Source organism: Streptomyces sp. NPDC093600 (assembly GCF_044764755.1).
In the GTDB taxonomy this organism is placed as follows: Bacteria; Actinomycetota; Actinomycetes; order Streptomycetales; family Streptomycetaceae; genus Streptomyces.
On the sequence record NZ_JBIWIU010000009.1, the window covers coordinates 243,585 to 257,650 of the forward strand.

The 14,066-nt window shown below is 71.4% G+C and carries 13 protein-coding genes; 10 read left to right on the top strand and 3 right to left on the bottom strand.

Annotation, left to right across the window (positions count from 1 at the left end):
* Positions 1-6: 6 nt before the first annotated feature.
* The 5 genes from ACIRB4_RS22945 (at position 7) to ACIRB4_RS22965 (ending at position 4,640) form a co-directional block, all read left to right on the top strand.
* Positions 7-1,464 carry an aldehyde dehydrogenase family protein gene (locus tag ACIRB4_RS22945; protein ID WP_403294018.1) on the top strand — a complete coding sequence of 486 codons (1,458 nt, stop codon included), beginning with the start codon at positions 7-9 and terminating at the stop codon, positions 1,462-1,464.
* Between the two features lie 132 nt (positions 1,465-1,596).
* Positions 1,597-2,136: a DinB family protein gene (locus tag ACIRB4_RS22950; protein ID WP_403293885.1), complete on the top strand. Its 540-nt coding sequence runs from the start codon at positions 1,597-1,599 to the stop codon at positions 2,134-2,136.
* A gap of 63 nt (positions 2,137-2,199) precedes the next feature.
* The gene (locus tag ACIRB4_RS22955) at positions 2,200-2,829 is read left to right on the top strand and encodes a PadR family transcriptional regulator (RefSeq protein ID WP_403293887.1); all 630 of its coding nucleotides are present in this window, start codon (positions 2,200-2,202) and stop codon (positions 2,827-2,829) included.
* A 99-nt stretch (positions 2,830-2,928) separates the two neighbouring features.
* Positions 2,929-3,879 carry an ATP-binding cassette domain-containing protein gene (locus ACIRB4_RS22960; protein WP_403293888.1) on the top strand — a complete coding sequence of 317 codons (951 nt, stop codon included), beginning with the start codon at positions 2,929-2,931 and terminating at the stop codon, positions 3,877-3,879.
* The gene (locus ACIRB4_RS22965) at positions 3,876-4,640 is read left to right on the top strand and encodes an ABC transporter permease (RefSeq protein ID WP_403293890.1); all 765 of its coding nucleotides are present in this window, start codon (positions 3,876-3,878) and stop codon (positions 4,638-4,640) included. The genes ACIRB4_RS22960 and ACIRB4_RS22965 overlap by 4 nt, the downstream gene beginning before the upstream one ends.
* A gap of 18 nt (positions 4,641-4,658) precedes the next feature.
* Here ACIRB4_RS22965 and ACIRB4_RS22970 read toward each other — a convergent pair whose 3' ends face one another.
* Entirely contained in the window at positions 4,659-6,071 is a 1,413-nt protein-coding gene (locus ACIRB4_RS22970) for a glutamate decarboxylase (RefSeq protein WP_403293892.1), read from the bottom strand.
* Between the two features lie 182 nt (positions 6,072-6,253).
* Between ACIRB4_RS22970 and ACIRB4_RS22975 the strand changes: the two genes are divergently transcribed.
* Positions 6,254-6,952, top strand: a complete 699-nt coding sequence (locus ACIRB4_RS22975; protein ID WP_403293894.1) for a DedA family protein — start codon at positions 6,254-6,256, stop codon at positions 6,950-6,952.
* 169 nt (positions 6,953-7,121) lie between these two features.
* On the opposite strand, the gene ACIRB4_RS22980 is transcribed toward ACIRB4_RS22975, so the two are convergent.
* Positions 7,122-8,789: a threonine/serine exporter ThrE family protein gene (locus ACIRB4_RS22980; RefSeq protein ID WP_403293896.1), complete on the bottom strand. Its 1,668-nt coding sequence runs from the start codon at positions 8,787-8,789 to the stop codon at positions 7,122-7,124.
* 101 nt (positions 8,790-8,890) lie between these two features.
* Positions 8,891-9,385 (bottom strand): inorganic diphosphatase, encoded by a 495-nt coding sequence (locus tag ACIRB4_RS22985; protein ID WP_019888410.1) that lies wholly within the window; start codon positions 9,383-9,385, stop codon positions 8,891-8,893.
* A 102-nt stretch (positions 9,386-9,487) separates the two neighbouring features.
* Between ACIRB4_RS22985 and dacB the strand changes: the two genes are divergently transcribed.
* From dacB to hpt, 4 genes are all read left to right on the top strand, one after another.
* Positions 9,488-10,912 carry a D-alanyl-D-alanine carboxypeptidase/D-alanyl-D-alanine-endopeptidase gene (gene dacB, locus ACIRB4_RS22990; RefSeq protein ID WP_403293899.1) on the top strand — a complete coding sequence of 475 codons (1,425 nt, stop codon included), beginning with the start codon at positions 9,488-9,490 and terminating at the stop codon, positions 10,910-10,912.
* A 77-nt stretch (positions 10,913-10,989) separates the two neighbouring features.
* Complete coding sequence (locus ACIRB4_RS22995) at positions 10,990-12,120, top strand: zinc-dependent metalloprotease (protein ID WP_403293900.1); 1,131 nt, start codon at positions 10,990-10,992, stop codon at positions 12,118-12,120.
* Between the two features lie 194 nt (positions 12,121-12,314).
* Positions 12,315-13,370 (top strand): tRNA lysidine(34) synthetase TilS, encoded by a 1,056-nt coding sequence (gene tilS / locus ACIRB4_RS23000; RefSeq protein WP_403293902.1) that lies wholly within the window; start codon positions 12,315-12,317, stop codon positions 13,368-13,370.
* 41 nt (positions 13,371-13,411) lie between these two features.
* Positions 13,412-13,951, top strand: coding sequence for a hypoxanthine phosphoribosyltransferase (hpt, locus tag ACIRB4_RS23005; protein ID WP_403294021.1), 540 nt, complete (start codon positions 13,412-13,414; stop codon positions 13,949-13,951).
* Positions 13,952-14,066 lie beyond the last annotated feature (115 nt).

Consider the following 14,066-nt stretch of genomic DNA (forward strand, 5'->3'; position numbering starts at 1 on the left):
ATGTCCATGGCCTACTTCACCGACCTGGCTCACCAGTACATAGACGGCGAGTGGAAGCCCGGCAGCGGGTCGTGGGACATCATCGACTTCAACCCCTACACCGGGGAGAAGCTCGCCTCGATCACCGTCGCCACCGCCGACGAGATCGACCGCGCCTACCGCTCCGCCGAGCGCGCCCAGGCCGCGTGGGCCGAGACCAACCCGTACACCCGCCGGCTGGTCTTCGAGCGCGCGCTGCGGATCGTCGAGGAGCGCGAGCAGGAGATCGGCGACGCCATCGTCGCCGAGCTCGGCGGCACCCGCCTGAAGGCGGCCTTCGAGCTGCACCTCGCCAAGGAGTTCCTGCGCGAGGCGATCCAGCTGGCGCTGCGCCCCGAGGGCCGGATCCTGCCCTCGCCCGTGGACGGCAAGGAGAACCGCGTCTACCGCCTCCCGGTCGGTGTCGTCGGTGTCATCTCCCCCTTCAACTTCCCCTTCCTCCTGTCGATCAAGTCGGTGGCGCCCGCGCTCGCGCTCGGCAACGCCGTGGTCCTCAAGCCGCACCAGAACACGCCGATCTGCGGCGGCACCCTGGTCGCCAAGGTCCTGGAGGAGGCCGGCCTGCCGGCCGGTCTGCTGAACGTCGTCGTCACCGACATCGCCGAGATAGGCGACGCGCTGCTGACCCACCCCATCCCGAAGGTCATCTCCTTCACCGGCTCCGACAAGGTCGGCCGCCATGTCGCCACCGTCTGCGCCCAGCACTTCAAGCACGCCGTCCTCGAACTGGGCGGCAACAGCGCCCTGATCGTCCTGGACGACGCCGACGTCGACTACGCCGTCGACGCGGCCGTCTTCAGCCGCTTCGTGCACCAGGGCCAGGTCTGCATGGCGGCCAACCGGATCCTGGTGGACCGCACGCTGGAGGCGGAGTTCACCGAGAAGTTCGTGGCGAAGGTCAGGACGCTGCGCGTCGGCGACCCGGCCGACCCCGCCACCCACATCGGCCCGCTGATCAACTCCCAGCAGGCGGAGGCCATCTCGGCGCTCGTCGAGCAGACGGTCGAGGGCGGCGCGACGGCCCTGCTGCACGGCGCGGCGGACGGCAACGTCGTCTCCCCGACAGTCCTGACCGGCATCGCGGCCGACGCGCCCGTCCTCGGCCAGGAGATCTTCGGCCCGGTCGCCCTGATCGTCCCCTTCGACGGCGAGGACGAGGCGGTACGGATCGCCAACGACACCCCGTACGGGCTGAGCGGCGCCGTCCACACCAGTGACCTGGAGCGCGGCGTACGGGTCGCCAAGCGCATCCACACCGGCATGATCCACATCAACGACGGCACGGTCCACGACGAGCCGATCGTGCCGTTCGGCGGCGAGAAGCACTCCGGTATCGGCCGGCTGAACGGCGACGCGATGATCGACGCCTTCACCACCCAGAAGTGGATCTCGATCCAGCACGGGCGGAGCCACTTCCCCTTTTAGGGCCAGCCTTTTAGGGCCACCCATTTAGGACCATTCCTGTCCGCAAGGGTGCGTAGCGTGAGGGGTGTCGGGAAGGCGGCAGGCCCTCCCGGCACCCACCGGTCGTTCAGGTACGTACGGAAGGCGGACACCATGGTTGCTCTTGTTCCCGCGGAGACCCCCGGCGACGAGCGCGGAGCGTTCCTCAACTTCGTCGAGGCGCAGCGGGCCGCGATCCGCCGCGCCGCCCTCGGTCTCACCGAGGAGCAGGCGGCGAGCCGCCCCAGCGCCAGTGAGCTCAGCCTCTCCGGCCTGATCAAGCACGTCGCGGAGGTCGAGCTGAACTGGCTGCGCCTGGCGCAGCAGCGGCCGAACGAGCGCCAGCGCTCGAAGGAGACCTGGGGCGAGGCGTTCCGGCTGGTGGACGGCGAGACGATCCCCGGGCTGCTGGACTTCTGGGACGGAGTGAAGAAGGAGACCGAGGAGTTCGTCCGCGAGGTCCCGAGCCTGGACGACACCTTCCCGCTGCCGCCGGCGCCGTGGTTCCCGAAGGACGGGCGGGTGTCGGTGCGGTGGATGCTCCTCCACCTCGTCCAGGAGATGGGGCGGCACGCCGGGCACGCGGACATCATCCGGGAGTCCCTGGACGGCCAGGACTCGTTCTCGCTGATCAAGCGGGAGCAGGAAGGGTGACGCGAGGGTGACGCCCCCGACGTCCCCCGTACCCTGGTCGCAGTTGATGAGAGGGGTGGAGGGATGTCGGCGATCCGGCTCCTCGTCCTGGGCGCGGTGCGCCGGCACGGCCGCGCCCACGGCTACCAGGTCCGCAACGACCTGGAGTTCTGGGGCGCGCACGAGTGGTCCACCGCCAAGCCCGGCTCGATCTACCACGCGCTCAAGCAGATGGCCAAGCAGGGCCTGCTGCGCGCCTACGAGACCGCGCCGAGCACGGCCGGCGGACCGCCGCGCACCGAGTACGAGGTGACGGACCGGGGCACCGAGGAGTACTTCGCCCTGCTGCGTGAGGCGCTGACCACCTACGACCAGAAGATGGACGTGCTGTCGGCGGGCATCGGCTTCATCGTCGACCTGCCCCGCGCCGAGGTCGTGGAGCTGCTGCGCGAGCGGCTGCGGGCGCTCGACGAGTGGCGCTCGGCCGTCACCGGGTACTACACCCCGGAGGGCGGCCCGCAGCAGCTCGGGCACATCGGCGAGATCATGCACCTCTGGGTGCACTCCGCCGACGCGGGCAAGGAGTGGACGCTCGGTCTGATCGAGCGGATCGAGGCGGGTGCGTACTCCTTCGCGGGCGAGGGCGGGGACCCCTTCGTGGGAGTCCTCGCGGAGGACCAGGAGAACCCGTTCGCGTCGGGAACCTCCGACTAATCAAGTTTGACCAATGACCGACTCGGGCATAGCGTCACCGCGTAGTCAAGTTTGACTACTGGCGAGGTGTGGGCGGATACGAGTGAAGGAGATGGGCGGATGACCGACGCGATCGTCGTCGAGGGCGCGCGGAAACGGTACGGGGACAAGCAGGCGCTCGACGGCCTCGATCTGGTCGTCGGCGGCGGCACGGTGCACGGGGTGCTCGGCCCCAACGGCGCCGGCAAGACCACGACGGTACGGATCCTGGCCACACTGCTGCGGCACGACGAGGGAGTCGTGCGCGTCGCGGGCTTCGACGTCCGCGGGCAGGCCGCCCAGGTGCGGCGGCGGATCGGTCTCCTCGGCCAGCACGCCGCCGTCGACGAGGAGCTCGGCGGCCGGCAGAACCTGGAGATGTTCGGGCGGCTGCACCACCTCGGCGCCAGGCGTGCCGGGACCCGCGCGGACGAGCTCCTGGAGCGGTTCGGCCTCACGGACGCGGGGCGCAAGCCCGTCAAGCGGTACAGCGGCGGCATGCGGCGCCGGCTCGACCTCGCGGCCTCGCTCCTCACCGAGCCCGACGTGCTCTTCCTCGACGAACCGACGACCGGCCTCGATCCACGGGGCCGGGCCGAGGTGTGGGACTCGGTCCGCTCCCTCGTGGGCGGCGGGACGACCGTGCTGCTGACCACCCAGTACCTGGAGGAGGCCGACCAGCTCGCGGACCGCATCTCGGTCGTGGACCGGGGGAGGGTCGTCGCGGACGGCACGGCCGACGAGCTGAAGGCGAAGGTGGGCGGCGACCGGATCGACGTCGTCCTGCGGGACGCGGGCCGGCTCGCCGAGGCGGCGCGGCTGCTTCCGGCGGCCGACGTGGCCCTCGACGCCGACCGGCGCCGGATCAGCGCCCCGGTCACCGACCGGATGGCCGCGTTGGCGGAGACCGTACGGGCCCTGGAGGCGGCCGGGATCGAGGCGGAGGACATCGCCCTGCGACGGCCCACGCTGGACGAGGTGTTCCTGCACCTGACCGGCGCGCCCGACCACGCGACGGAGGTGGCGGCATGAGCGCCGTGTACGTGATGAGCGACTGCTGGACCATGACCCGCCGCGAACTCGCCCACTGGGCGAGACAGCCGGTCCAGGTGGTGGTCGGACTCGTCTTCCCGATCATGATGCTGCTGATGTTCGGCTACCTCGTCGGCGGGGGCAGGGGCATCGACGGGCCGTACGTCGACTTCCTCGTGCCCGGCATGCTCACCCTCACGATGGTCTTCGGCCTCGAAGGCACCATGACGGCCGTCACCCGGGACCTCGACAAGGGCGTGATCGACCGGTTCCGGTCCATGCCGATGGCCGACGGCGCGGTCCTGGTGGGCCGCTCGGTCGCCGACATGCTCCAGTCCGCCGCCGGGCTGATCCTCATGATCGGTGTCGGGTACACCATCGGCTGGCGTGCGCACGGCGGCCCGGGCGCCTTCCTCGGGGCCGTCGGGCTGCTGCTCCTGCTGCGGTTCGCGATGCTGTGGATCGGCATCTTCCTGGCGCTCGTGGCGGGCCGGGCCGAACTCGTGCAGACCGTGCAGATCCTGGTCTGGCCGATCGGCTTCCTCTCCAACGCCTTCGCCGCTCCCGGAACGATGCCCGGATGGCTGGGCACGGCTGTGGAGTGGAACCCCATGTCCGCCACGGCGACGGCGGTACGGGACCTGTTCGGCAACCCGGGAGGGGAGCCCGGGCACGTCATGGCGGCCGTGGTGTGGCCGCTGCTGCTCCTGGCCGCCTTCTTCCCGCTGGCGGTGGCGAAGTTCAGGCGGCTCAGCAGATAGCGGCGCGGCGGCCGGCCGTCAGTGGTGGAAGGCGGTCGCCGCCGCCTTGTCGCGGCTCCAAGGGTGCGGCTGGCGGCGCAGTTCGGGCAGGAGCCGCCTCAGATCCTCCACGAACAGCTCCGCGAGGTCGGCCGAGAAGCCGTTGCGGCAGACCACGCGCAGCACGGACAGGTCCTCACGGTGGGCGGGGAAGGTGTAGGCGGGGACGAGCCAGCCGCGCTCGCGCAGCCGGCGGGACACGTCGAAGACATCGAACGCGGTGATGTCCGGGGAGGTGGTGAACGCGAAGACGGGCAGCTGGTCGCCTCGGGTCAGGAGCCGGAAGTCGCCCATCGCCTCCACCCGCTCGGCCAGCCCCCTGGCGACGTCCCGGGTGGCCTGCTGGACCGCCCGGTAGCCCTCCCTGCCGAGCCGCAGGAAGGTGTAGTACTGCGCGACGACCTGGGCGCCGGGCCGGGAGAAGTTGAGGGCGAAGGTCGGCATGTCGCCGCCCAGGTAGTCGACCCGGAAGACCAGGTCCTCGGGGAGTTCGGCGGGCGAGCGCCACAGCGCCCAGCCGACGCCCGGGTAGACCAGGCCGTACTTGTGACCCGAGGTGTTGATCGAGGAGACGCGCGGGAGGCGGAAGTCCCACACCAGGCCCTCGTCCAGGAACGGCGCGACCATCGCGCCCGAGGCGCCGTCCACGTGCACGGGGACGTCGAGACCGGTGCGCTCCTGGAGAGTGTCCAGCGCAGCGCAGATCTCGGCGACGGGTTCGTAGGAGCCGTCGAAGGTCGAACCGAGCACGGCGACGACACCGATGGTGTTCTCGTCGCAGAGCGCGACGGCCGCCTCGGGGTCCAGATGGAAGCGGTCGCCCTCCATGGGCACGAGCCGGGGCTCGACCTCCCAGAAGGCGCAGAACTTCTCCCAGCAGACCTGGACGTTGATCCCCATCACCAGATTGGGGCGGGCGGCGGCCGGATAGCGGTCCGCGTTCCGCCGCGCCCAGCGCCGCTTGAGAGCCATGCCCGCGAGCATGCACGCCTCGCTGGAGCCGGTGGTCGAGCAGCCGACGACGGCCGACGGGTCGGGCGCGTTCCACAGGTCGGCGAGCATGGCGACACACCGCCGCTCCAGCTCGGCGGTACGCGGGTACTCGTCCTTGTCGATCATGTTCTTGTCGCGGCACTCGCCCATCAGCACACCGGCCTGGGGCTCCATCCAGGTCGTGACGAAGGTGGCGAGGTTGAGCCGGGAGTTGCCGTCGAGCATCAGCTCGTCGTGGACCAGCCGGTAGGCGGTCATGGGCGGCAGGGGCCCGTCCGGCAGGCGGTGCCGCGGTGGTGCCTCGGTCATGCCGCCGACCGGGTCGGCCTCGCCGTAGAACGGGTTGAGGGCCAGACGCCGGTCGGGCTCCGGCTCGGCGGGAACCTGGTGCAGCGGCACGGGGGATCTCCTTCCGGGCGGGCGTCACACGTGATCCACCTGGCCCCCAGACTCGGCCCCACGGGCCCCACCCGCATCCCGGAGGGCCCCGGGAGGTGCCCGTGGAACCCGAAGCCGTCAGAATGCGTTGATACTTTGGGGCAGCCGTCCCCCGCCCCACCGACCGCAGGAGCCCGGAACCCGTGAATACGCTTGCCCTCGGACCGAGCTGGCTGGACCCGGACTATTTGATCCAGACCTTCGGTCTGATCGGTGTCCTGGTCATCGTCTTCGCCGAGTCCGGCCTGCTCATCGGGTTCTTCCTGCCCGGTGACTCGTTGCTCTTCACCACCGGCCTGCTGGTCACCACCGGCAAGCTGGACACGCCGCTCTGGCTCGTCTGCACGCTGATCGTGATCGCCGCGATCATCGGCGACCAGGTCGGCTACCTCTTCGGCCGCAAGGTCGGCCCGGCCCTCTTCAAGCGCCCCGACTCCAGGCTCTTCAAGCAGGAGAACGTGGAGAAGGCGCACGACTTCTTCGAGAAGCACGGGCCGAAGTCGCTGATCCTGGCCCGGTTCGTGCCGATCGTCCGCACGTTCACGCCGATCATCGCCGGTGTGAGCCGGATGAACTACCGCTCGTTCATCATCTTCAACGTCATCGGCGGTGTCCTGTGGGGCGCGGGCGTGACCCTGCTCGGCGCGTCCCTCGGCAAGATCGACTTCGTGCACCGGCACATCGAGGCGATCCTCATCCTGATCGTGCTGATCTCGGTCGTCCCGATCGTGATCGAGTACCTCCGCGCCCGCTCCCAGTCCAAGAAGGCCGCCGCCCGCACCGAGGCCACCCCCGTCGACCAGGACACCCCCACCGAGCGCGGCCGCCACGCCAAGCGCTGATTTTTCAGGGGCTCGGTTCGCCTCCGGGCGCTTTATGCGTCTGTCGACGGTCGGCCGTGCTCGGTCCCTCGTTCCTCGGGACCTGCGCGCGTTCTCCCTTTTGGCAGCCGCGCGCCCTTCGGCTCACTCGCCGCTGGTGGGCGCCCGGAGGCGAACCGAGCCCCAAAAACTAGAAGCCCCTGGTGCGCTTCGCGGCGCGGCGGGCGGCCGCCGCGCCCGGGGCCTGCATGAAGAGGCGGGCCAGTTCGCCTCCCAGGTTGACCCCGATCGCGATCGCCAGGGCGAGCGCCGCGGCCTTCGCCAGGGAGGTGAAGCCCTGGTCCAGGTTGTTCTGGGCGATGGCCAGGACTCCGAAGTAGGTCGCGGAACCGGGCAGCAGCGGCCCGATCGCCGCCGTCACGTACGGCAGGGACGACGTGTGCTGGTAGCGGGCGATCAGCTGCCCGAACAGACCCACGAGCCCGGCCGCCACCGCCGTGGCCATCACCGCCGACGCGCCCGCCGTCACCGCGATCGACGCGTAGATCACCCACGCGACTCCGCCGTTCAGCGTCACGAAGAGCACGGTCTCCCGCGACTGCTGCAGCAGGATCCCGAACGTCGCGCACAGCACCATCGACGCGAGGATCTGCACCACCGGCCGTTCGACCGGGTTCAGGACACCCTCGGGGTTCAGCTCGGCGTCGAACTGCACGGCCACGTACAGCACCGAAAGCACGCCCACGACGATCGCGACGAAGAAGTACCCGACCTCCAGGAGCCGGGCCGAAGCCGTGATGTAGAAGCCGGTGAGACCGTCCTGGACGGCCGCCACGAGCGCCCGCCCGGGGATCAGCGCGAACAGCCCACCGGTGATCACCGCCGACGGCCGCAGGTCCGCGTGCAGCAGCGTCAGCAGCACCCCCATCGCCGCCGGCGGCATCGCCGCCACCAGGAACTGGTAGAACTCCGGCAGCCCGCGCCCCGCGCACAGCCACGCCAGCCGGTCGCCGAGCACCGCGCCGAGCGCCGCCACGAAGAAGACCGTCGCCCCGCCGCCGAGCAGCACCGACGCCGCACCGGCCAGCACACCGGCCGCCCCGGTCAGCACCCAGCCGGGGTACGGATGCCGGTTGCGCCGGATCTCCGCCAGCCGCCGGTACGCCTCCTCGGGCGTGACCTCGTGCGCCTCGGCGTTGATGTCCGCGAGCAGCTGGTAGACCGCCGCGAGCCGGGTGTAGTCGGTGCCCCGCCGCCGTACCGTCCGGTTCGCCGTGACCGGATCGTCCACCAGCGACGGCTGGTACGTGACCGAGAGCAGGGTGAACGTCACGGTCGGCTCGCAGCGGTCCAGACCGTACGAGCGGCAGATCGCGAACATCGCCGCCTCGACGTCCTCCGCGCCCTCACCGCCCGCGAGCAGCAGCTCCCCGATACGCAGGGCGAGGTCGAGCACGCGCGCCACCGGAGGGCCGCTCTCGTCCTCCTTGCGCAGCGCTTCCGGCACAGGCCGGTCGCCCACCGGCAGCCGCAGCATGGTCCGCATCCGGTCCTGCCAGGGAGCGTCCTTGGACAGCTTCACCAGCGGGATGCCGTGCGAGGGCGTGAAAGCCGGCGGCGAGTGCTTGGCGGAGTAGGTCGACGGCGGAGCGAACGCCGACCCCTCGTGCTCGGCCGGCGGCTCCGTGGCGAGACCATCGGGAACGGCGAACTCGGAGGTCGGATGCTCCTCCTCCGGCACCACCGGCTGCTCGACCCCGGCCGGCGGGGTGAAGGCGCTCCGCGCCTCGTCCGACTGCGGCTTGCGGTCCTCCAGGCCGTCAGACTCCGCCACTACTGTTCCCGCCTTCGTTCCCATTCGCCCCGTCTGCCCAGTATGGACATGCACATACGGCGTTACGCGAGACGGGCGGCGCACCCGGAGGTGCACCGCCCGTCACGTCGTCGACGTGGCCCCACTCAGTGGGCGCCGCCCTGCGCCTCGAGGCGCTTGTAGGAGGCCTCGATCTCGGCCTCCGCCTCGGCGCGGCCGACCCAGTTGGCGCCCTCGACGGACTTGCCGGGCTCCAGGTCCTTGTAGACCTCGAAGAAGTGCTGGATCTCCAGGCGGTCGAACTCCGACACGTGGTGGATGTCGCGCAGGTGCTCGACGCGCGGGTCCGAGGCGGGGACGCACAGCAGCTTGTCGTCGCCGCCGGCCTCGTCCGTCATCCGGAACATGCCGATGGCGCGGCACTTGATGAGGCAGCCGGGGAAGGTCGGCTCGTCCAGGATGACCAGCGCGTCCAGCGGGTCACCGTCCTCGCCGAGGGTGTTCTCGACGAAGCCGTAGTCGGCCGGGTAGCTGGTCGAGGTGAAGAGGCGGCGGTCCAGGCGGATGCGACCGGTCTCGTGGTCGACCTCGTACTTGTTCCGCGACCCCTTCGGGATCTCGATGGTGACGTCGAACTCCACGGGTGGCTCCTCCTGAATCAACACATGTGAATGCCTGCGGCAACGCGCAGTGGTTAAGTGTCCCTCACGCCTGTGTGTGATCGCGAAAGGGGCTGGTCAGCTGTGCCGGAGCCGAGGACTTGGCAGCTCACGGCGTGCTCTGCGGTACTCGGTCTGGCCCTGGCCGCCGGAGCGGTGGCCGCCGCCGGCCCGTGGGACAACGGTCAGCGTAAGGCCGAGCGGACCAGGGCAGCCGCCACGGCCCCCACAGGTGGCGCACATCACGCGGGACCGCCCGCCGCCGCGACCCCCGCCCCGGCCCCCAGCGCGGCCGGAGTCCTCCGCGCCCTCGGCACCCCCGCCGGCACCCGCCCGGGCGACCTCGCCCGCGTCCTCGCCCCGCTCCTCGCCGACCCCGGCCTCGGACCCCTGCGCACCGCGTCCGTCGTCGACACGGCCACCGGCCGGCAGCTGTACGGCGAGGGCGCCACGACCCCCATGACCCCGGCCTCCACCATCAAGATCGCCACCACGGTCGCCGCGCTCTCCGCGCTCGGCCCCGACCACCGCATCCCCACCACGGTCGCCGCCGGCCAGGACGCCCGCACCGTGACCCTGACCGGCGGCGGCGACCCCACCCTCGACCGCGCCCGGCTGCGGGCCCTGGCCATCGACACCGCCCGCGCCCTCAAAGGCCGGGGCCTCACCGCCGTACGGGTGACCTACGACACGAGCCTCTACCAGGGCCCCGTCCGGCACCCCATCGGCCGCAACGACAACATCGCCCCCGTCAGCCCCCTCATGCTCGACGCCGGCCGCCTGGACGGCTCCCGCAGCGGACGCGCCCCGCGCAGCGACGACCCGGCCAAGGCCGCCGCCACCGCCTTCGCCGACCTCCTCACCGGCGCCGGCATCACCGTCCAGGGCGTTCCCGCCCCCGGCCGCGCCCCCGCGACCACTCCCCTCGCCCGCACCTCCTCCGCACCCCTCGCCGCCCTCGTCGAGCGGACCCTGACCCACAGCGACAACGACCTCGCCGAAGCCCTCGCCCGCCAGACCGCCCTCGCCCGCAAGCAGCCCGCGAGCTTCGACGGCGCCGGCCGTGCCGTACGGGCGGAGCTCGCCGCGCTCGGCCTGCCGGTCGAGGGAGCGCGGTTCGCCGACGGCAGCGGGCTCTCCCGCGCCGACCGCGTCTCCGCCGCCCTCCTCACCGCCCTGCTCACCCGCGCGGCCGACCCCGCCCGGCCCGCCCTGCGGCCCGTCCTCACCGGACTGCCCGTCGGCGGCTTCAGCGGCACCCTCGAAGAGCGCTTCGACAGCGGCCCCGCCACCACCGGCGCCGGCCTCGTCCGCGCCAAGACCGGCACCCTCCAGGGCGTCGACACCCTCGCCGGAACCGTCGTCACCGCCGACGGACGGCTGATCGCCTTCGCCTTCCTGGCCGGCCGGACCCCCTCCCCGTACATCGCGCGGCCCGCCCTCGACCGGCTCTCCGCCGCCCTCGCCCCGCCCGCCGGACGGCTGCCGACCGGCGCCCAACAGCCGTGACCGGCGCACGCGAGCCGCACGCAAGCCGTACGCGCGGAACCGGCGCCGATCAGACGCCGAGAACGTACGGTTGACGCATGACGAGCATCGGTGGTGCCGAGATGGTCGACTGGAATCTCGCGGTCGCGACCGCGATCCGCCTGGTCAAACCGGGCCCGGAGGTGAGCCGCGACGAGGCCCGGGAAGTCGTCGCCGAGCTGCGGCGGCACGCCAAGGCGTCCGAGGAGCACGTCCGGGCCTTCACCCGGATGATCCCCGAGGGCCACGAACCACGGGACACCCCCGTCCTCGTCGTGGACCGCGCCGGCTGGATCAGGGCCAACGTCGCCGGCTTCCGCGAACTGCTCTCCCCGCTCCTCGACAAGATGCGGGAACGCCGCTCGAACACCCCCGGCGGCGCCGTGTTCGGAGCCGTCGGCGGCAAGGTCACCGGCGTGGAGCTCGGCATGCTGCTGTCCTTCCTCGCCTCCCGCATCCTCGGCCAGTACGAGACCTTCGCCCCCGCCACCCGCGACCTCCCGGCAGGGGAGGACGGCGGCGGACGCCTCCTCCTCGTCGCCCCCAACATCGTCCACGTCGAACGCGAACTCGCCGTCTCCCCGCACGACTTCCGGCTCTGGGTCAGTCTCCACGAAGAGACCCACCGCACCCAGTTCACCGCCGTGCCCTGGCTGCGCGACCATCTGAAGGGCGAGATCCAGTCATTCCTCGCCGCCACCGACGTGGACCCCTCCACCGTCGTGGAGCGCCTGCGCGAAGCCGCCCAGGCCCTGGTCGGCGGCCGCCCCGAAGGCGAGGAGGGCGAGCCCGCCCCCTCCCTCGTCGAACTCGTCCAGACCCCCGAGCAGCGCGAGGTCCTCGGCCGCCTCACCGCCGTCATGTCCCTCCTCGAAGGCCATGCCGACTACGTCATGGACGGCGTCGGACCCCAGGTCGTTCCCTCGGTCGCCGAGATCCGCGAGAAGTTCCAGCAGCGCCGGGCGCGCGGCGCCTCCCGCCTCGACCTGGCCCTGCGCAAGCTCCTCGGCCTCGACGCCAAGCTCCGCCAGTACCGCGACGGAGAGCGTTTCGTACGAGCCGTCGTCGACCAGGTCGGCATGGACGGCTTCAACCGCGTGTGGACCTCCCCCAACACGCTCCCGACCAAGGCCGAGCTCGCCACACCGGCCGACTGGGTGGCGAGGGTGCACCGTAAGGCAGACTCGTGAGACGGGTGCGACGTACGACAGGAGAAGACGGCCCCCATCACCCATACGAGGGACCGTAGGCAAGGGGTGGGGCGTGCAATGCTCGGGTAACGGCCAGGTTCTGTCACCATCGACGCACTCTGAGTGACCGAACCCCCTCTTCCGACCGTTAAGACTCCGACCGAGGCACCCCACTTTCACGAAGGGCACCGGACATGGGTCCCCATCCTGCGGTCGCGGCGATACGCCTGGCGGTCCGCCGCGTACTCCACGACGTTCTCACCGAGCACCACACCCGCGCCGACCACGCCGGCGGCCACCCCGACCGGAGCGGCCGGCCCCCGGGCACCGCCCCGGACCGCCCGCTGGTCCTCGTGGCCTGCTCCGGAGGCGCCGACTCCATGGCGCTCGCCTCCGCGCTCGCCTTCGAGTCCCGCAAACTCGCCGTCCGCGCCGGCGGCATCACCGTCGACCACGGCCTCCAGGACGGCTCCGACCTCCGCGCCACCGAGGTCGCCGGCCGCATGGCCGCACTCGGCCTCGGCCCCGTCGAGGCCGTCACCGTCACCGTCGGCCGCGAAGGAGGACCCGAGGCCGCCGCCCGCGACGCCCGCTACGCCGCCCTCGACGCCGCCGCCGAACGCCACGGCGCCACCGCCGTCCTGCTCGGCCACACCCGCGACGACCAGGCGGAAACCGTCCTCCTCGGCCTCGCCCGCGGCTCCGGCATCCGCTCCCTCTCCGGCATGGCCGCCGTCTCCGGCGCCGCCGGACGCTACCGCCGCCCCTTCCTGGAGCTCGACCGCCAGACCGTCCGCAAGGCCTGCGTCGCCCAGGAACTCGCCGTATGGGACGACCCGCACAACGCCGACCCGGCCTACACCCGCTCCCGCCTCCGCCACGAGGGCCTGCCCGCCCTGGAGAAGGCCCTCGGCAAAGGCGTCGTCGAAGCCCTCGCCCGCACGGCCCGGCTCTCCCGCGACGACGCCGACGCCCTCGACTCCTGGGCCGCCGACGCGGAGACCGCCGTACGCGACGAAGCGGGCCGGCTCGAATGCGCCAAACTCTTCGGCCTCCCGCCCGCCGTCCGCCGCCGCGTCCTGCGCCGCGCCGTCATCGCCGAAGGGGCACCCGCCGGCTCCCTCTTCGCCCGCCACATCGAGGAAGTCGACCGGCTCATCACCGGCTGGCGCGGCCAAGGAGCCATCAATCTGCCCGGTCGCGTCGAGGCGCGACGCCAGGGTGGCAGACTGGTCATCCGGCAAGGCTGACGCAAGCTGCAACGAAAGTGACCCGGGTGAACGAGAAGGACATGGGCACCGACCTCAAGTCGGTGCTCATCACCAAGGAAGAGATCGACGCGAAGCTGGCCGAGCTGGCCGCGAAGATCGACGCGGAGTACGCGGGCAAGGACCTGCTCATCGTCGGAGTCCTCAAGGGCGCCGTGATGGTGATGGCGGACCTGGCGCGCACGCTGTCCACCCCCGTCACCATGGACTGGATGGCCGTCTCCTCCTACGGCGCCGGCACCCAGTCCTCCGGCGTCGTCCGGATCCTCAAGGACCTCGACACCGACATCAAGGGCAAGCACGTCCTGATCGTCGAGGACATCATCGACTCCGGACTGACCCTGTCCTGGCTGCTCTCCAACCTCGGCTCGCGCGAGCCGGCCTCCCTGGAGGTCTGCACGCTGCTGCGCAAGCCGGACGCCGCGAAGGTCGCCATCGACGTGAAGTGGATCGGATTCGACATCCCGAACGAGTTCGTCGTCGGATACGGCCTCGACTACGCCGAGAAGTACCGCAACCTCCCCTTCGTCGGCACCCTCGCGCCGCACGTGTACGGAGGCTGACCCAGGGGAACCCGTACCGCCTTTCCACCGTTGGAGGAAGGGAAGGCGGTCGCGGGTGACAATGCTGGGGTACCGTCCGAAGAACAGCTTTTTCTCATAGCAGCATTTACCTACG

Coding starts and splice junctions, on each gene's coding strand:
- ACIRB4_RS22945 (WP_403294018.1), top strand. CDS start 7: ATGGCCTACTTCACCGACCTGGCTCACCAGTACATAGACGGCGAGTGG.
- ACIRB4_RS22950 (WP_403293885.1), top strand. CDS start 1,597: ATGGTTGCTCTTGTTCCCGCGGAGACCCCCGGCGACGAGCGCGGAGCG.
- ACIRB4_RS22955 (WP_403293887.1), top strand. CDS start 2,200: ATGTCGGCGATCCGGCTCCTCGTCCTGGGCGCGGTGCGCCGGCACGGC.
- ACIRB4_RS22960 (WP_403293888.1), top strand. CDS start 2,929: ATGACCGACGCGATCGTCGTCGAGGGCGCGCGGAAACGGTACGGGGAC.
- ACIRB4_RS22965 (WP_403293890.1), top strand. CDS start 3,876: ATGAGCGCCGTGTACGTGATGAGCGACTGCTGGACCATGACCCGCCGC.
- ACIRB4_RS22980 (WP_403293896.1), bottom strand. CDS start 8,789: ATGGGAACGAAGGCGGGAACAGTAGTGGCGGAGTCTGACGGCCTGGAG.
- ACIRB4_RS22995 (WP_403293900.1), top strand. CDS start 10,990: ATGACGAGCATCGGTGGTGCCGAGATGGTCGACTGGAATCTCGCGGTC.
- tilS (WP_403293902.1), top strand. CDS start 12,315: ATGGGTCCCCATCCTGCGGTCGCGGCGATACGCCTGGCGGTCCGCCGC.
- hpt (WP_403294021.1), top strand. CDS start 13,412: ATGGGCACCGACCTCAAGTCGGTGCTCATCACCAAGGAAGAGATCGAC.